This window comes from [Mycobacterium] stephanolepidis, assembly GCF_002356335.1.
Classification (GTDB): domain Bacteria; phylum Actinomycetota; class Actinomycetes; order Mycobacteriales; family Mycobacteriaceae; genus Mycobacterium; species Mycobacterium stephanolepidis.
On record NZ_AP018165.1, the window covers coordinates 3,368,610 to 3,387,245 of the forward strand.

Consider the following 18,636-nt stretch of genomic DNA (forward strand, 5'->3'; position numbering starts at 1 on the left):
TACTATTTGATACGTGAGCGAGAAGCACTACGACATTGCGGTAGTCGGCGGAGGTCCGGCCGGGTCGTCCGCCGCCTGGCAAGCCGCCCGTACGGGCGCCAGCGTGGTTCTCGTCGACAAGGCCGAGTTCCCAAGGGATAAGCCGTGCGGCGATGGCCTGACCGCCCGCGCGGTGAGCTACCTGCAGAAAATGGGCCTGGCCCACGAGGTCGCCCAGTTCCATCGCGTCGATGGTGTGCGCGTGGACAGCGGCAGTGTCTGGGAGCTCACCTTCCCCAAGCGTCCCGGTATGCCCGATCACGGGCATGTGGTGCGCCGCCCCGAGCTGGACACGCTGCTGCTCAAGCACGCCGAGTCCGCAGGCGTGGAAGTGCGCCAGTCCACCGAGGCGGTCGCGCCCATCGGCGATGGCAACACAGTCAAGGGCATCGAGGTCAAAACCGCCAACGGGTCTCGCGAGACCATCTCGGCCGACGCGGTGATTGTCGCCGACGGCGCCTACTCCCCCATCAAGCGCGCGATGAACCTCGATTCTGAGGTCAAGGGATACACCGCGATCGCGATCCGGGCCGAGATGGAGGCCAACCGCGAAGACTCCAACATGCTCGACATCGACCTGCGGCTGCACCACAACAATGACGCGCTGATCGGATACGGCTGGGTTTTCCCGCTCGGCGCCGGACGCATCAACATCGGCATCGGGTACGTCAACAGCTACAAGAAGTGGCAGGACGTCAATGCCGCGCAGGTGCTCGACACCTACATGAAGAAGCTGCCCAGGGAGTGGGAACTGCCCGACCTGGCCGAGCTGCGCAAGAACAAGGGTGTGCGCGCCTGGCGCCTGCCCATGGGATTCACCGCATGGCCGCCCTGGCGCCCCGGCGTGCTGTTCGCCGGCGACGCGCTAGGCGCGGGTAAGCCCGTCAGCGGTGCCGGCATCTCCAAAGCGCTCGAATCCGGTTTGGCAGCAGGCGAATGCGCGGTAGCGGCGTTGCAGAACGCCGGACCCCAGGACTTCACCAACTACCAGCAGCGGATGAATGATGCCTGGGGCCGGGAGTACCAGCGCGGGCGAATCATGCACCGCGCGTTGGGTAATCCATGGCTGTGCGACAAGGGCATCAAGCTGATGGACAACGCGGCCTTCCGCGACAACCTACTCAAAGTCTTGTACAAGCGGGCCCAGGGCCCCGGTCACAAGCACTGATTCGCCGTGTGGTCGATCCGGCGGCGTGAGATGGTGCTCGCCACCGGACTGTCCAGTGTTGCAGGGTTTCTCGACGCGATCGGGTTCGTGCATCTGGGCGGGTACTTCCTGTCGTTCATGAGCGGGAACACGACCAGGATGGCGGCGTCAACCGCCACCCACCACTGGGAATCCGCGTACAAGGCGGCCGGTTTGATCGGCATGTTCTTCATCGGAGTGATGGTCGGCGCGATCGCGTCACGCATCAGTGGCCAACATGAACGGGTTGCCGTGCTGGCAGTTGCCTCAAGCACCGTGGCCGCGGCTGCCATTACCCAGGAATTGGGCGCGGGCGTGGCGGCGCTGCTCCTGACGGCGCTCGCGATGGGTTCCATGAACTCGGTTTTCCAGCGCTCCGGCGAAGTCCAGGTGGGCCTCACCTATATCACCGGCACGGTGGTCAAGGCCGGGCAGCGACTTGTCGATGCGTTCTTCGGCGGCCCCCGGTGGGTGTGGCTGCGCTACATCACGCTCTGGGCGGGCCTGACCGTCGGCGCCGTGCTGGGTGCGGCGACCTACCACCGCATTGGACTCAACGCACTGTGGATCGGCTTGGCGCTGCTGCTCATCGCCACTATCACCACGTGGCTGGTGCGCCGTTCCAGCCCCGCGGCTTTAGATCCGGACTAGATCCAGCACCCGCTCGACACGGGCCACATCTCCATCGACCGTCAAGTGTGACAGCGGAACCCGGTGCCATAGCGCCAGCAGTAGGTCAGACGTCGACGCCGTAATCGTGGCGTCCGGTTCCGCATCGTCCTCCACGATGCCGATGCCCTCGGCATCGGCGCGCAGCAGCCAGGATCCGCCGGCGTCGTTGGCGTGCAGGAGTATTCGCGCCCCTAGAAGGTCCTCCGGGGTGCCGCCGTCACGCCCGATACGCCTGGGCGTGAAGAGCTCCGACCACTCGCTGATGCCGTCGGCTGCCAGAGCAGCATCGATGGGGTCGGCGTCCCAGCCCCGGTATGCGTGCTGGATGTCCCAGCGGTGCACCGCCACCTCGTTTGCCTGCCTGCGATACCAGAACCGCACCGGCCGCTCACCGAACGGCGACTTCGTCGGGGTATCGAGGTCTTTCGAGATCAATGCGGACACGAGAGTATCTGCGCGGTCGGCATACCAACCGATGACGGCCTCCCCCGCCGGAGCGTCCGGATCGACGTCTGTGTACGGAATCTTTTGACCGACAACGACTCCCACGGCCCAACGGTGCACTCCGCCGAGATGGGCCACAACATCGCGTGCCGTCCAGCCCGGGCAGGACAATGCTTCCCGGCCCAGATGCTCGGGCGGGGTGGCGGCGACCGCCGCAATCCCCGTTCGCAACGCCTGCAGCCACTGATCGGGTGTCACCAATTAGTCATACCACTGCCGAGTCTGATTCTCACGACGGTTTTGGACCGCATAGCGTCGCGAGATTCAGACTGGCGTGTGGCGGCGGCGAGAGCGCACTTACCTCCGGACAGATCGCTCAGCCGCTTGAGGACAAGCCGGAGTGGCCGGTCGCGGAACGCGAGAACTACCAGGCGGTACTGAGCGCGCATCGGCACGTGAAGGCGCTGCACGCAGTGAAAATTCCTCGCGAGAACTAAAGCGCCAGCAGCACCTCGACACTCCTCGACCCCGACAATTTTCAACCATTCGTACACGAGACCTCGACGCACAGTTGATATGATGTCGGGCAGCTTCTCTCCGTGACCCTGAGGTTGTTACAGGAAACAAGAAGACACGCATCTTTTCTCTCTTCCGTGCAGAGACGGCGCTCACTGATGTCTTGAATACTCAAAGCTCACTTCATACCCACACCGTGAGTGGGCTATCGACATGCCGAGTCAGAGAATGAATAAAACGAATAGGACTGCGGACTTGCGTAGGATTCATGAAACTAATAGCGGGCATGCAGATCCACGTCTATTGAGAAAGAATGATATTCAGCAATTCATGTCAGACGCGGAGCCCGCGTCGCTAGAGTCTAATTCCGAGGGCATATCCCAGTTACCCGTACCTGCTATCTATGTCCGCGAAGTCACACTCGGAACAGCTCGGAGAGTTCTCCAGGCTGGAAATATAGATACCAGTCGCCCCCTCGTCGAATATGGCCTGGACTCTATCCGCGCTACAGAACTGGTTGTAGAGCTTGAAGACATATTCCATGTCCAGATACCCGATGAGCAAACTACATACCTGATTACCGTGGACGATATCGCCGACTATTTAATTGCCGAACTCCTACATGCTCAACGGATTCTATGAGCTATATAGATTTAGCCGGGGCGGACTCAAATTGAAAATTAGTCTTGAGCGCGCATTCGCACGCCATGCCCGGCCCGAACAGGCGCGACTGTTGCACGCGCTAAACCTGGATGTCGTCTACCACACTGCCAGTCGCGATACGTTGGCCTACGACACAAGCCCTGTTGATGACGGCGATCATACCCGGACAGAAGTGATCGACCTCGTCGGCGGGCACGGCAGCGGGCTGTTTGGCCATAACCATCCACATCTCGTTGAAGTCGCCGAGCGCTGCCTGCGCCAGCGCGCACCGTTCAGCGCACAGGCCAGCATGCGCGCCGTCGCCGGCCGCCTTGCCGCCCGGCTGTCCGCGCGAGTAGGCGAAACCACCGGCGCGGAATACGTTGTCACCCTGGGTTCGAGTGGCGCCGACGCCGTAGAGGCCGCCGTCAAGCATGCGACCGTAGCTCGAGCCCGGCGACTCGGGTCACTGCACGACGATGTCGAGCGTCAGTTGCGCCGCGCCCGTCGAGACGGTGTAGACCGCGTCGGCATCGACACCGGCGGCAGTATTCGGTCTATCGCCGACCTGCTCACCGAGTCGGCTGCAGTCCTCACCGCCATGTCCCAGCAGCAACCTGCCTTCATCTCCCTCGCCGGAGCCTTCCACGGCAACACCGCTGCCGCAGGCGCGCTAACGGACCGCGCGAGCTTCTCAACTGACTTGGCTACCCCTGGACCGCGACGCATCCGGCTCGACACCTGGGATCCCGAAACTATCGTTTCGTCGTTCGACGATGAACGGGTAGCGTTCTGCCGCATCGTATTTGACACACAAGGCGTACCTCACGCAACCTGGGATAACGTGTCTACCATAGCCGCCTGCTTCGCCGAACCGATCCAAGGGGAAGGTGGCGTTCACGAGGTGCCGGACGCGACCCTCCGAGCTTTACGTGAACTGGCCGACCGACATCATGCCGCGCTTGTATTCGACGAGATTCAATGCGGCATGGGGCGCACCGGAACATTTCTGGCGTCTGAGCCCTCTGGAGTGGTAGCGGACTACTACCTGCTATCGAAGTCGCTCGGGGGAAGCCTCGCGAAGATATCGGCGATGCTCGTCGAATCATCGACTTATATAAGTGATTTCGGTCGCTATCACACGTCGACGTTCTCCGACGACGACTTCTCCGCGACCATCGCCGAGGCATCCTTGGATCTTCTCGAATCCGCGCAGTCGCGGGTAATCGAAACGGGAGCATTGCTGATCGAACGGCTCGAACAGATTGCTGCGCGCTGGCCCCGCGTCATCGCCGATGTACGTGGTCGCGGACTACTCATCGGTATCGAACTGCATCCCCTACAAGGGCTTTCACGAGTTCTCGCCGAGTTCGTCCGTCCAGAATTCTTCGGTTATGTCGTTGCGGGGTATCTCTTACACGTCCACCGCATCCGAGTTATGCCGACGCTTTCTGCGCCGATGACATTGCGAATCCAACCATCTGCGTACATCGAACCCACCGAGATCGAACGAGCCGTCGCAGCGCTCGACACACTGGCTGAGCTAATCCAACGCGGCGAATTTTCCTCACTGTTGGCACATCTGACAAAACCGTCAACCATCGACTGGGTCCCCCCACAAGCGATCGCTCGCCCTCGGCAGCTTACTGGTCACAGCAGACCTGTTTGGGGGAAGCCGCGGCGCGTTGCCTTCCTGGCCAACCTGAGAGAGGCCGGCGATCTCCGCGAGCACGCACCAGAGCTCGCGTCATGGACCGACGCCCAGTGCGCCGCATTGTTCGATCGCACTCGCGGAATACTCGAGCCATTCGAAGTCACCAGACAGTTCGTTGATTCCCCGGACGGGACCCGCATCGAAGTATGTGTGATCGGCGTGCCTATCACGGCGCTGCAGGCTGTTGAAGGCCAGCGGGCAGGACACGGAGTCTGGCTTCGGAATTTGGTACTCGATGCGGTGGAGTACGCGATCAAGATCGGAGCATCGGTCATCGGGCTTGGTGGTTACACATCGATCGTCACCGGTGCGGCACGAGATGTCATTGAGGACTCGGTAAGGGTAACTTCGGGGAACTCGCTGACTGCCGCGTGTGCGTATGAGTTACTGCGCGCACGCCTGTCGGAATTGCCGCCGGGCGAACGCACGGTGGGAGTGGTCGGCGCCATGGGGAACATCGGCGCGGTTATGGCTGAACTGCTCGCATCCCACAGTGATTCGATCACGCTCATAGGACGGGCAGGCACGACGTCGCGGCTTCAGCGGGTCGCTGCCCGCCTCGAAGGCGCCGTGCACGTCAGCGAAGACCCGGCGGCACTGCGGGAGTGCGGCATGATCGTCACCGCGACCAACTCCGCGGTACCGCTCATTACCTCTACCGACGTGGCGCCGGACCGCCCGGTCGTCATCTGCGATCTGGCTGTGCCCGGCGACGTCGACCCCGGCGTCGGCGAGCTCCCGAACGTCACGCTTATCTCTGGCGGCCGGATGCTGCTGCCCGACGGCCAAACTCCCGAATTCCCAGGCACAGCGCTCCCGCCGGGGTTGGTCTACGCCTGCATGGCAGAAACCATTCTGCTCGGCTTCGAGCCAGCAACCCCAAGCCCGTCATTCGGAGCGCTCACGGTCGCCGGAGTTCAGGCCGCGCGTGCCCTCGCCGCCCGTCACGGACTACAGGCCTACCTCCCAGTCCTCCAGGATTCCCATGACTACTGATATGTCAATGCCTCTCGGTTCCAGTGACTTCCGTGTCGAGCTCGCCGGAGCCAAGGCAGCCACTTTGCACGAGCTAGCGGTCTGCGGGTTCGACGTGCCGCCCGGCTTCGTCATCCCGGCGGACACCGTCCTGGAACAGGTCGAAGACACCGACCTCGCACGGTGGGTCGACGCGCTGGGAGGTTTTCCCGTGGCCGTCAGGTCAAGCGGCGTGTTCGAAGATCTCGACGACGCGAGTTTCGCCGGGCAGTACGAGTCGTATCTCGATGTGACGGATATTGCCTGCTTACGCGCCAGGATCATCGACTGCCGCAATTCTATTGCCAGCGAGCGAGTCCGCGCCTACCTGTCCGACAGGGCTCTTGACCCGCAACAAGCCGCTGTCGCAGTGCTCGTCCAGAGTCTTGTCAATGCCAGGACTGCCGGCGTTGGCTTCACCATAGATCCGATCTCAGGAATCGAGGAACACGGGCTGATCGAATGTTGCCGAGGCCTCGGCGAAGCGCTGGTATCCGGACGGGTCACCCCTACGCGGCTGACGATCCGGCTCGACAACGGCACCGTAGTGGAGCGTGTCGAAGGGTCTGAGGCGGCCGAAATAAGCTTGTCCGAAGCGGCAGAGATTGCCCGGCTCATGTTGCGAGTGCAGGCATTCCGGCATCGACCGCAAGATATTGAATGGGCGATCGACACCGCAGGCAAGCTATGGCTCCTGCAGTCGCGCGCGATCACCACGATCATCTGGCGTACCGATATCGAGCAGTTCTCCGATGCTGATCTACGCGATGGAGGCGTATCGGCCCGGGTGTGCACACCACTAATGTTCTCCTTGTACGACAACGCCTTTCAGTCCTCGATGCAACGCTTTTGGGGCTCGCTCAAATTGCTAGAAGCCAGCGAAGTCCGTGATTGGATGGGGATGTACTACGGCCGTCCGTACTGGAACGTCAGCGCGGTCAAGCAGTGCTACCGCAAGATTCCGGGGTACAACGAGCGGGCCTTCGACGACGGGCTGGGCGTGATGGCCGACTACGGTGACACCGGACCGTGCCACACACCGATAAACCCCTCGACGATCGCGCGCGCGCTGCCCACCGCGCTCGCGCTTGAGAAGACCGTGCGCAGGCAGCTCAGCGTGGTGGAACAGTTCTCGGCAACCTGGCCCGCCAAGTACCAGGCATGGCGTAACCGCGCCGCACGGCTCGGCCAGACCGACAACCACGATTTCGTGATCGACCTCGTGGACTGCCTACTGACGTTCCATGCGAACACCGAACGCACCTATTTCGCGACCATTTACCACAATTCCAGTGTTCAAAGCGATTTCACGACGCTATTGGAAAAGATCGACAGCGCGACTCATGGCAACACGGCAGTAGTCCACCTAATAGGCGGCTTGGCAGGGGTGAGCCATATGGCGATGCAGGATAGCATCGTCAACCTTCATGGGACTGCTGAGCGCGACGGGTTCGCCAGCGATGCCTGGAAAGACTCGCTCGCGGAGTTCCTGGACGAGCACGGCTTCCATGCAGATGCCGAGCTTGACCTCACCTGTCCGCGTTGGTCGGAGGAGCCAGACCGGGTACGCACGATGATCGAGTCCATGCTCGCGAACGAAAACCCACCGGCAGATCCCGCCGCGTCGCTGGTCAACCAGCGGAAGCGATTCGAAATGGAACTCGCTATGGTGCGTCAGCGGGTCCGTTCAAACCCTTTGACACGCCTTCGGTTCGAACGGGCACTCGACAAGCATGTCGATCGCGCCCGCGATTACCTGGTTGCTCGTGAACGCATGCGCGAATTCTCATCTCAGGCCTATGCGATTGTCCGGGCATACGTCGTGGAGGCCGGACTGCGACTGACACGCGACGGTCGCCTCTCCGATCCGCGTGATGTGTTTATGCTGTCTGTTCACGAACTCGCGGACCTCGCCCAAAGCCGGCACGGATCCGGCACTCTCACAAGGACCATCGCCTTCCGGCGGGCCATGTATGAGGGCTACCGCGATGTGACGCCACCCCATGAGCTTGGCGGCGACACTATCCCGGCGCCCCCGGTCTCCGGCGGGTTGGCGGGCTTGGGCTGCAGTCCCGGTATTGCCGAAGGCACCGCGCGAGTGATCGCCTCCCTGTCTGATATCGGCGAGCTACGCACCGGCGACATTCTCGTCACCCGTTTCACCGACCCCGGGTGGACTCCAGCACTGGGCCTCATCGCCGGGGTCGTGACAGAGGTCGGCGGCATGCTCTCGCATGCTGCGGTCATCGGGCGCGAATACGGTATCCCGGCCGTACTCAATGTCACGGGCGCCACCGAGGCGATCCAGTCCGGGCAGCGGATCCGCGTGAACGGCAGCACCGGCGAAATCAGCCGTCTAGAAAATCAGAACCCCGTACCCATCGCGATCGCACAGTGCAGTGCAACCCGTTCGATGTAGCCGGAAGACGTTGCAGTAGTGAGGAGACGAAACTGATCGCACCAAAGCGCCTGATCTGCATCGCCGGCGGCGACGGATCGGGGAAGACGACACAGATAGCCCGCCTTTCGGCCGCACTCCAGGCGCAAGGCCACACTATCGCGCCGGTCACCATCTGGGACGCATTCCTTGACACGTCCGTGGCGTCGAAGCTTCCCTTCCGATCTGCCGACATCTACGGCTACCTCAAACTGCTGAGCCCGTTGTCGCGCGCGCATTTTCTTTTCCACGCACTGCACTTGGCACTCGAGCTGGCAGGCAAACGCGACGCGGACACCGTTCTCTTGAATGCTTACTGGTACAAGTACTTCGCGACCGAAGTTGCCCACGGCGGTGAGCCGTCCGTGCTGCGCCAGCTTGCCGCGGGATTCCCCGAACCCGACCTCACCTTCTACCTGACAATCTCCCCAGCGGACGCATTGGCACGCAAGAGGCAACGCAGCGACTACGAGAGCGGCTACGGCGACAAGGACGAGTTCTTGGCGTTCCAAGAACGCAGTCACGCCACGATCGAGACGCTGGCAGAAGAATTCGCATGGATCAGGCTCGACGGCACCACTGCCCCCGCCGATCTCACCACGGCGATGTCGGAGCGGATTAGGGAGGACAGCTGATGACACGGCGAATCGCGATCGTGGGGATCGATGGCTGCGGCAAGTCCGCGGCGATCGCGCGCCTGCGCGAGCTTGCGCCGCCCGGCCTCGGCCGGTTTCCGACCATGACCTGCCCGGACTTTCACGACACACGTGACGCTCCCTTGCAGCGTCTCTCACGCCAGATGAAGGCATTCAGCGACGGCTGTGATGAGATCGAAAGCCTGGAAATGAAGGCCCTGGCCATGTACTTCCAGATGACGCTGTACGGCCCGGTCGAGCGATTCTTTCTGGACACCTTCACACCGACAGCATTGCTCTGCGAGCGGCACCCACTCATCGAAGTGTTGGTGTATGGACCTTTCTATTTGCTTTTGGCACAGCCTGATTGGGATGGCAAGGCGCTCGAGGATTCGATTTCCGCGGTACTTGACCGGCACGAACCCGGCACCTTTGACATCATCCGTGACTGGCACGCATCGGAGGCCAACCGGCTTGGCCTTGACCGGGACATCTGGGCGATGCTCCATGATGTCGCAGCGATCGTGCCGAAGGACATCGCCTCCTGTGTGGCCACCTTCAGTGATCGATTCCGCACCACATTGCCTGATGTCGTTCTGTGGCTTGATGTTCCGCCCGAACAGGCGGCCGCGCGTTGCGCCGCACGCTCGGCTGGCGGTGTGAAGGAAGCACATGAGACCCCCGAATTCCTAGCCGTGCTCCGGGAGGGCTATGTCCGCACCCGCGAAACCCTCGCCACGTCGTTCCCCGGGGTGGCCTTTCACCGGATCGACACAAGCGATGACGTCGACATCACCGAATCTGTACGCCACTGCGTGAGAGAAGGGAATTTGTTCGCATGAATGATATCGCCGAACGCGTCCGCAAAGTCGTCACGGAGGTGCTGTGGATTCCGCCCGCCGAACTTGACGACACGAAAAAGCTCGCAGACTACGGGCTCGACTCCCCTACGGCGATCGAGCTGACGGTGCAACTCGAAGACACATTCGACATCCGCATCCCCGAAGACGAAGCGGCCGGGCTGGAGACCGTGAACCAGATCACCGAATACGTCAAGGAGATGGTGGCATGAAACCGCTGAATACGCTTCATGCCAGTATCGTTCACGCGCTACTTGCGAACGCTGAGCTTGGGGCAGATGCGCCCAGCACGATAGTTGTCTCAGAAAGCGAAGACGCCGAGACAATCACACACGAGAAACTGGCCGAGGCCTCGCTGCGAGCAGCGGCCATCCTGGCCGATTCTGGGGTCCGCCCAGGTGATCGCGTCATGATCTGCCTCCCGACATCGCCAGCGTTCCTCACCGCATTCTTCGCGACGATGGCGCTCGGCGCGATCCCCACCGCGGTACCACTGCCAGGCGGTTTCGGGGCGATCGACGTCTTCGCATCGAAGTTCCGCCGCCTCGTGGCGTATCTCGAGCCGAGGGCCATCATTGCCATCTCACTCGTCGCCGATGCGCTCAAGCCCGACATATCCAGCGCTATAGCGGTGCATGACGGCGAGATCCTGCACATACAGGCCCGCGACCCCGGGACGCCCACAATGGCGCCGCGGCTGCCCGCCGGGGACGATCTCGCGTTCATCCAGTGCACGTCCGGTTCGACGGGAAAACCCAAGGGCGTAATGATCACTCACGCAAACCTGGTCAACAACTGCGAACAAATTCGCCGCAAATGCCAATGCGGAATCGACGATACGTGGGTGGGATGGCTCCCGCTCAATCACGATATGGGTCTCATCGGAGGGACGCTTACACCGTTGTATTCCCGCACCCGCGCTGTGCAGATTCCGCCCACGCGGTTCCTGCGTCAACCTGCCGAATGGCTTCTGAACGTGTCCCGTTATCAAGGAACAATCACCGCCGCACCGAATTTCGCATACGGGTACGCTGCGGCGCGTATCAAGGACGAGGAACTTGATGGCGTCGATCTATCCTCGTGGCGATTCATGTTCTGCGGTGCCGAGCCCATCCAATTCGACACCGTGCGCCGTTTCGTCGAGCGTTTTCGACACTGGGGTCTTCCCGAGAATTCACTGATACCGTGCTACGGCCTCGCTGAAGCGTCACTTGCCGTGACGGTTTCGAGACCCCAGTCGATCGCGTTCGATGTAGTGGACCGCCACGCGCTCGCTACCGCACGAATAGCCAAAGACACCACACCAGAGGACCCGGCGGCGCTGACCGTCATCGACTGCGGCACGGTGGTGGACGGCGCCGAAATTCGGATAACGGACGAAGACGGAACGGTCCTGGGCGAGAACGCGCTCGGGCGCATCCAGTTTCGCGGTCCGGCAACCACGGCTGGGTACTTCGGGCTGCCCGATGAGACCGCCAAATCGATGACCGCCGACGGCTGGTGGGACTCGGGCGACATTGGCTATCTGCGTGACGGCGGGCTGCGAGTTACCGGCCGCGCCAAGGACATCATCATCATCCGCGGCGCCAACTATTTTCCCTCTAACTTCGAGCATGCCGCCGAGTCTGTGGCGGGTGTCCGGATCGGCGGCGTCGCCGCCGTCGGACACACCGCAGAGGGCGAGGATTCAGAATCGTTGCATCTGATCGTGGAGACCGAAGTCGATGAGGCGGTGAGGGACAGCCTACGGCGAGCGGTACGCTCCGCGGTCAGTGCGCGCACAGGTGTGCTGCCCGCGGCAATACATCTTGTGCCTAAGCGAAGCATCCCGAAGACGACCAGCGGGAAAGTTCAGCGGTCGAAAGCCAAACGGCTGTTCGTGGAGCGAGAGCAGGTGACGCAGCAGTGACCCGTCAACTCGCCGGCCCCTCCTACCGAAACCCGCTGGGCGCCTTCCTGCCATACCGCAAGGACCCGCTCACGCTGTTCTACGAGCAGGCAAACACATACAACGGCAGCGTCCGCTTGCGCCTGGCGTACGAGCAGCTCCACTTGCTTGTCGATGAAGAGCACATCCGCCAGGTGCTCGTCACAAACTTCGACAAGTACGCCAAGGGCATCAGCTACAACAGCCTCAACTACTTGCTCGGGCCCGGGTTGTTGACCAGCGACGGAAAGCTGTGGAAGACGCAGCGGGCTTTGATCAAACCCGCGTTCACTCGCCGCCATGTCACCGATGAGATACCGATCATGGTGGATGCAGGCGAACGGATGTACAAACGCCTCGACCACTTCGCCGCCAACGGAAGCACATTCGACCTGGTAACAGAGGTGCTCAACTTCGCGGCGGACGTCGTTTGCCGCGCTGTGATGGGCAGCGACGTCGAGGACGTGCTACCGCAGATCGACCACGACGTGCGGGATGGGGTCGCCTGGGTGATGCGTCATATGTCCTCGGTTGTCCAGTTGCCTCCGTCCGTTCCGACACCGAACAACCGCCGGTTCCAGGCCCTACGCGCGCGACTCAACAAAGTGGTCGACGACGTCATCGCCGGTCACAAGAAACTTGGTGATGACAACAGCTTGCTCGGAAGGCTAGTTAAGGCGCGCGACGATACGGGCCACGCTATGGATAACGAACAACTGCGCCATGAGGTGCTGACATTCCTTCTTGCCGGGCACGAGACCACCGGCGGAGCGATCGCCTGGACGATGTACGAACTATGCCGGAATCCAGCCGTGCTGCATGATGTCGTCGACGAAGTCGACAGTGTGCTTCGCGGCGATCTCCCTGCTGCGGAATTGCTTCCGGCGCTTGACCTCACCGGCCGTGCGATCGATGAATCCATGCGACTGCACCCGCCGGCGTGGGCATTCAGCCGCAGCGCACTGGAATCCGACGCGTTCAACACATTCGATATCGACAAGGGCGCCATCATTGTTATCAGCCCCTTTGTCAACCAGCGGCTGCCCCAGTTCTGGTCTTCCCCTCTGCAATTCGATCCGGGCAGGTTCACCCCTGAGGCTTCGAAGGGCCGGTCACCGTTCCACTACTTCCCCTTCGGCTGGGGTCCACACCTGTGTGTCGGCCAGCATCTCGCGCTGACCGAGATACGAGTGGGCCTGGCAATGCTTCTGGCACGCTACGAATTCGAGCTCGTCAATGGGATGCGTGTGCGTGAAAACCCGGAGATATCGAACCTGCCGGACCCGGTGATATGCAAGGTGCGGCAGCGCGCATGACGATGACGCTTGAGAATGTCGGCAACAAGGCAGCGGGCCTCATGTTGCTCGCCACGCACGGGTACGCAGTGCCTGCGTTCACGGTGGTGACAACCGATCAATGCGCGCGAATACTGGAGCAAGCACAGCTGCCCATCGATGCACACCTGGCAGGGCTTGACGCCGACGCGCACGACTCACTGCGCGACACCGCCCGCAGTATTCGTGAGTTGATCATCGGGCTGTCGATACCCGGTGATATCGCCCACGAAATTGCCACTCAAATAGCAGTTTTCGGATCAGGAGCCCGACTCGCCGTGCGATCATCCGTCGAGGGCGAAGACTCCGCCGCTGATTCCTTCGCCGGGCAACTCGACACCTTCCTGGACGTGGCGCCGCACGATGTGGAATCAGCAATCCTCGGCGTGTTGGCATCGGCGTACTCGGAGCGGTCGCTGTTTTACCGCGCACGGCGCGGGATCGACAACGTCACCGTGGACGCCGCCGTAATCGTGCAGGTTCTTGTCGATAGTGCCGTCGCAGGTGTCGCTTTCAGCTGCAATCCGACCAACGGTGACACCTGCGAAGCCGTGGTGTCTGCGGGATTAGGTCTCGGCGAGGGCGTTGTGTCCGGTACCGCCGACTGTGACACCTATTTCGTCGACACCCAGTCATACACGGTAAACACCCGGGTGGAACAGATCGAAAACGGGCCCGCACTCACCGACGAGCGTGTCGCGGAGCTCGTCACCATCGCTGTCAACCTCGCCAGCACTCTCGGTATCCCCCAGGATATAGAGTGGGCGATCGACAACGACGGCAAGCTGTGGCTACTGCAGGCGCGGCCGGTCACCGTCACCGGTATGCGGCAGACGATCTTCGACAATGTCAACGTAGCCGAGTCCTATCCCGGGCTGTCTACACCGCTGACCTTCTCGGTTGTCAGGCTCGCGTACGAACAGGTTTTCCGGGCCTGCCACCGGGACTTCGGGGCGAGCCGAAAGACCGTTCGTGACAACAGCGCGAGCCTCTACCCATATCTGGTCGGCACCGCTCACGGCCGGATCTATTACAACATCAGCAACTGGTACTCGCTGTTCCTTCAGATCCCGGGGATGGAGTTCGCAATCGAGGGCTGGGAAGCGGCCCTTGGCATCGAGAGCCGGTACAAGCGGCCGGCCATGCCGTTGCGTGGCCTCGCGCTGGCCAAGATGTGGATATTGCGTGTCCGCGTCGTCTTGGTGATTCTCGCTGGCTGGGTACGGCTCAGAAGCCGACTCGCGTCGTTCTTCGGCCTGCTCAACGATTTCACTGCCGACCTGGATCACCGCCTGGCTCAGGAGAACTCAGAGAATCGACGTGAGCCACATGAGCTGCTAAGTTGGCTGGAACGCTGCATCAGCGAGCTCGTACCGGCCTACTCGGCACAGATATTCAACGACTTCCTGGCCCAACAGCTGTTTCACATCATTGGGCGGATCATCGAGAAGGCCGGGGTGGCCAATCCCGAAGCCGTCCGCAATGAGCTGTTCTGCGGCGAGGAGGGCGTCCGCAGTGTCGACCCGGTGCGCTCCCTGCTCGAGCTCGCCAACCTGGCTCGCTCGGACGCCTCGCTGACCAAACTGTTCACCAGCGATCTTGACGCAGAGCAGGTCTGGGCAGAGTTGCCCCAGTTTTCGCAGTTCCACTCCGCGTGCTTGCTGCATATCGCGGAGTACGGCGACCGTACAGTCAACGAGCTCAAGCTGGAGACGGACCCGCTTGGCTGGCGACCGGCCGATCTCGTGCCATTGTTGCGCAACTACATTCGCGGCGGCCAGAACATCGCCGACATGGAGTCACACGAACAGCAGATCCGCCGCAGCGCGGAGCAAGCCATGCGTAGGGCATTGCGCGGCAAGCCTGTTCTGCGTGTCGCCTACAGCTTTGTCCTGCGGCACGCACGCGAAAACGTCAAGCAGCGGGAAAACATGCGGTTGGGCCGCAGCCGTTGTTTCGGTCTGGTCAAACGCGTGTTCCGCCAGTACGGCAACCACCTGCACACTGCCCGCCTCATAGACACCCCGCGCGACATCTTCTACCTGACCTATGAGGAGATCGCCGCGATAACCCGAGGCACCTTCGTCGACGGCGACCCACACATCCTGATCGCCGCACGCAAAGCTGACCACGATCGCTGGCGCAGCGACACGCCACCGTCACGCATCGTGACATCCGGCATGGCTGCGGCGCATGTCAGCGAGCACGAATACGACACCCTTGACGATGCCCCGGTCTTGATTGGAATCGGTTGTTCTCCAGGCAATGTCGAAGCGCCGGTAATGCTGGTTCAAGACCCGGGCGAAGCAGGCAACATCGACGGTCAGGTGCTAGTCGCATCGACCACCGATCCAGGCTGGGTGTTTCTCATGGTCGCCGCGGGCGGGCTGGTCACCGAGAAAGGCAGCCTGCTATCGCACACCGCAATCATCGGCCGCGAACTGGGCATCACGACAGTCGTCGGCGTCAAGGGCGCCACCCGCTTGTTGCATGACGGTGACGTGGTGGCTGTCAACGGCCGCGCCGGCACCGTGACGATCCGCAGGAGGGCCGCATGAACAATGTCGAGCACGCCGAGAATTTCAGCCTCGAGCACTATATGAACCCCAAGTCGGTCACCTTTGAGGATCGCTTCGCCGACTTTCAGCACTACGTCAACCGCGCCCGCGGCAGCGGCTTCGTGCTGCGGGAGATCGCCGGCCCCTCTGGACCGGTGGTACCCGTTCATGATCCGGCGACCGACACAACCCGCGATGTCATCATGCTGGGATCCAACAATTACCTGGGCATGGCGAATGAGCCCGAAATCGTCGAAGCAACTGTCACAGCTCTCCGTAAATACGGAACAGGGTGCGGCGGGCCGCCATTACTCAACGGCACGACATCACTGCACCGCCAGCTGGAGGAAAAGCTGGCGCGGCTCAAGGGTTGCGAATCCGCGCTGCTGTTCTCCTCCGGATATGCCGCCAATGTCGGCTGGTTGACCGGACTGATGAACAAGGGTGACACCCTGATCTATGACGAGCAGAATCATGCGAGTCTTTACGACGGTATCCAGCTCGGCAGGATCCGATCGTTGGCGTTTGGACACAATGACCTTGACCACTTGCGCCACCGCCTCATGCAGGTGCGTTGGCGTGATCCGGGCGCCAACGTCGTTGTCGCCGTCGAAGGTGTCTACTCGATGGATGGCGATATCGCCCCGCTACCCGAGATGAAGGCGCTCTGTGACAACTTTGGCGCCTGGCTCGCTGTCGACGATGCACATGGCACAGGCGTACTGGGAACGAACGGCCATGGGACGCACGAACATTTCGCCATGTCCTTCGGCGAGATCGAGATTGCGATGGGCACCTTCTCAAAGGTGTTCGCGACAACCGGCGGTTTCGTCGCCGGCTCACAAGGGTTTGTCGATTCGCTGCGCTTCCTCGCCCGCTCCTACATGTTCTCCGCTTCCCTGTCCCCATCGGTTGTCGCATCGGTGATCGCGGGAATCGACTTCATGGAGGCGCATCCCGAGCTGGTCGCGAAACTGCATGACAATGTCGCTTACTTCGTCAATTCGCTACGACACATCGGATTTGCTATTGAGGCTCCGACCGCCATCGTCCCCATCGCCTTACCCGCTGCCGTCGAGGTGATGGAAGTGGTCGCCGCACTGCACAGGGAGGGAGTATTCGTCAACGGTGTCGAATTCCCCGCCGTCCCGCGCGACAAACAACGGATACGGGTCAGCATGATGGCCACGTTGACCCGTGCACAGCTAGACATCGCGGTCGAGAAGATCACTGCCGTCGCCCATCGCTTCGGTTTTCATCCCAATCAGGTGGGCACATCGTGATCGCTGCGGGCGGCACGGCCGACGAGCGGCTACTGGTCCTGGCCTCGCTCGTTGCGCCTACCGCGGCGGAGCGCGCGGAAATCGCATCACTAGCAGGGGAAATCACCGACTGGTCCGGATTTCTCGCCCTCGCGAGAGTCAATGCGACGATTCCGCTGGTGCAGCGCAGGCTGGAACATGAGCAGCTTTTTGGAATGGTGCCTGCGGATGTCGCAAAGGATTTCCTCGCGGTGTCCGGCACCATCGCCGAGACCAACGACCTGCGGCTCGAGGGCAGTCTGGAGTTACTGCGCCGATTCGACGATGCCGGTATCAGATGTGTTGTGCTCAAGGGCATGCTGTTCGCATCCGAGGTCTACCAGGATCCGCACTACAAGCGGATGAACGATCTAGACATCCTTGTCGAGATCGAGCGGATAGAGGATGTCATCGCCATCTACCGCGAGCTGGAGATGTTCTGTGTGTCGGAGCTTTTGGGCAAGGAGCCCGCAGTCCGCGAGAGCCGTAGTCACCATCTGCCCTCTTTTGTCTCCAGCGACGGGGCGCTCGTCGTCGGCACCCACTGGGGGTTGATCACGCCTCTCGCGCCGTACCGAATCGATTACGCGGCCATCTGGTCACGAGTCCGCCGTATCGACTATTACGGTGTGCCCGCGTGGGCGATGGCGCACGAGGACAACCTGCATCACCTGTGCATTCATCTGCCGTACTACAAGACGGGCGTGCGCGAGCTCGCCGACATCTGGAATCTGGTGCGCTACGCGGGCGACGATCTCAACTGGCGCATCCTCGGCGACGAGATCGGCAAGGCCGGCTCACACAACCTCGTGTTCCACGCCCTATCACTGGCAAACCGGCTAGTCCCCGAAAAACATTGCCAGAAACTCGCCAAATCAGCAGAGCCACAAGCAGACCGGTTCTACCGGGCTGACGTGACGCGCAAGACTCGGCACGTGCGTGCCCTGCTACGCAGCCGCTCGACCCATACGTCCGTCATCGAGAAGGCGTACACCGAATTCAATGCGACCAGCGCGGCGTCTGAGAAGTGGGTGCGGTTCACTCGCCTATGGGCGAATCTGCTCGACGTGCCCGCCGCGGATGCCGCGAAAATGAGCTCACTGCACCACCCGAGCCGCAGGGAGCGACTGAAGGCGAAACTAGCTGCTCCCTATCGACTTACGAAAGTATTCCAGCGTGATCTGGGCCCATGGCTCTTTCCGGCCGCGCTCGTCAAGACCGTCTACGACCTCGGTGCAGCCTACGTGGCACAACTAGGCCGCGGCGGCCGTCCGGCGGACAACCTTGATATGTTCGCGGCCAAAGTTGGGTTCACCCGCGCCGAGCTGCAGTCGATCCTGGACGGTCAGGAATGATT

14 protein-coding genes are annotated in these 18,636 nt (G+C 61.7%); 13 read left to right on the plus strand and 1 reads right to left on the minus strand.

What is annotated here, in order from left to right; genetic code table 11:
• Positions 1 to 13 precede the first annotated feature (13 nt).
• Together MSTE_RS16695 and MSTE_RS16700 are read left to right on the plus strand one after the other, a co-directional pair.
• Positions 14 to 1,207, plus strand: a complete 1,194-nt coding sequence (locus MSTE_RS16695) for a geranylgeranyl reductase family protein (RefSeq protein ID WP_096502853.1) — start codon at positions 14 to 16, stop codon at positions 1,205 to 1,207.
• A 30-nt stretch (positions 1,208 to 1,237) separates the two neighbouring features.
• On the plus strand, positions 1,238 to 1,876 hold the full coding sequence (locus MSTE_RS16700; protein ID WP_162291671.1) for a YoaK family protein: 639 nt from the start codon (positions 1,238 to 1,240) through the stop codon (positions 1,874 to 1,876).
• Here the strand turns inward: MSTE_RS16700 and MSTE_RS16705 are convergent.
• Complete coding sequence (locus MSTE_RS16705; RefSeq protein ID WP_096502857.1) at positions 1,862 to 2,599, minus strand: maleylpyruvate isomerase family mycothiol-dependent enzyme; 738 nt, start codon at positions 2,597 to 2,599, stop codon at positions 1,862 to 1,864. The two genes, MSTE_RS16700 and MSTE_RS16705, sit on opposite strands and share 15 nt — an antisense overlap.
• A 588-nt stretch (positions 2,600 to 3,187) precedes the next feature.
• On the opposite strand from MSTE_RS16705, the gene MSTE_RS25885 reads away from it, so the two are divergent.
• The 11 genes from MSTE_RS25885 to MSTE_RS16765 all read left to right on the plus strand — a co-directional run bounded on the left by MSTE_RS25885 (position 3,188) and on the right by MSTE_RS16765 (position 18,634).
• Positions 3,188 to 3,499 (plus strand): acyl carrier protein, encoded by a 312-nt coding sequence (locus MSTE_RS25885; RefSeq protein ID WP_157997695.1) that lies wholly within the window; start codon positions 3,188 to 3,190, stop codon positions 3,497 to 3,499.
• Positions 3,480 to 6,209, plus strand: a complete 2,730-nt coding sequence (locus MSTE_RS16720) for an aminotransferase class III-fold pyridoxal phosphate-dependent enzyme (protein ID WP_096502863.1) — start codon at positions 3,480 to 3,482, stop codon at positions 6,207 to 6,209. The genes MSTE_RS25885 and MSTE_RS16720 overlap by 20 nt, the downstream gene beginning before the upstream one ends.
• Positions 6,210 to 6,216: 7 nt before the next feature.
• The gene (locus MSTE_RS16725; RefSeq protein WP_162291449.1) at positions 6,217 to 8,646 is read left to right on the plus strand and encodes a PEP/pyruvate-binding domain-containing protein; all 2,430 of its coding nucleotides are present in this window, start codon (positions 6,217 to 6,219) and stop codon (positions 8,644 to 8,646) included.
• 179 nt (positions 8,647 to 8,825) lie between these two features.
• A complete protein-coding gene (locus MSTE_RS16730) occupies positions 8,826 to 9,299 on the plus strand; it encodes a dTMP kinase (RefSeq protein WP_157997696.1) in 474 nt (157 codons plus the stop codon).
• On the plus strand, positions 9,299 to 10,141 hold the full coding sequence (locus MSTE_RS16735) for a hypothetical protein (protein WP_096502869.1): 843 nt from the start codon (positions 9,299 to 9,301) through the stop codon (positions 10,139 to 10,141). Before MSTE_RS16730 ends, MSTE_RS16735 begins: the two co-directional genes overlap by 1 nt.
• Positions 10,138 to 10,371, plus strand: coding sequence for an acyl carrier protein (locus MSTE_RS16740; protein ID WP_096502871.1), 234 nt, complete (start codon positions 10,138 to 10,140; stop codon positions 10,369 to 10,371). The genes MSTE_RS16735 and MSTE_RS16740 overlap by 4 nt, the downstream gene beginning before the upstream one ends.
• Complete coding sequence (locus MSTE_RS16745; protein ID WP_096502873.1) at positions 10,368 to 12,068, plus strand: fatty acyl-AMP ligase; 1,701 nt, start codon at positions 10,368 to 10,370, stop codon at positions 12,066 to 12,068. The genes MSTE_RS16740 and MSTE_RS16745 overlap by 4 nt, the downstream gene beginning before the upstream one ends.
• Positions 12,065 to 13,402: a cytochrome P450 gene (locus MSTE_RS16750; RefSeq protein WP_096502875.1), complete on the plus strand. Its 1,338-nt coding sequence runs from the start codon at positions 12,065 to 12,067 to the stop codon at positions 13,400 to 13,402. The genes MSTE_RS16745 and MSTE_RS16750 overlap by 4 nt, the downstream gene beginning before the upstream one ends.
• On the plus strand, positions 13,399 to 15,978 hold the full coding sequence (locus MSTE_RS16755; RefSeq protein WP_162291450.1) for a PEP/pyruvate-binding domain-containing protein: 2,580 nt from the start codon (positions 13,399 to 13,401) through the stop codon (positions 15,976 to 15,978). Before MSTE_RS16750 ends, MSTE_RS16755 begins: the two co-directional genes overlap by 4 nt.
• Entirely contained in the window at positions 15,975 to 17,261 is a 1,287-nt protein-coding gene (locus tag MSTE_RS16760; protein WP_096502879.1) for an aminotransferase class I/II-fold pyridoxal phosphate-dependent enzyme, read from the plus strand. The genes MSTE_RS16755 and MSTE_RS16760 overlap by 4 nt, the downstream gene beginning before the upstream one ends.
• Positions 17,258 to 18,634, plus strand: a complete 1,377-nt coding sequence (locus MSTE_RS16765; RefSeq protein WP_157997697.1) for a nucleotidyltransferase domain-containing protein — start codon at positions 17,258 to 17,260, stop codon at positions 18,632 to 18,634. Before MSTE_RS16760 ends, MSTE_RS16765 begins: the two co-directional genes overlap by 4 nt.
• Positions 18,635 to 18,636 lie beyond the last annotated feature (2 nt).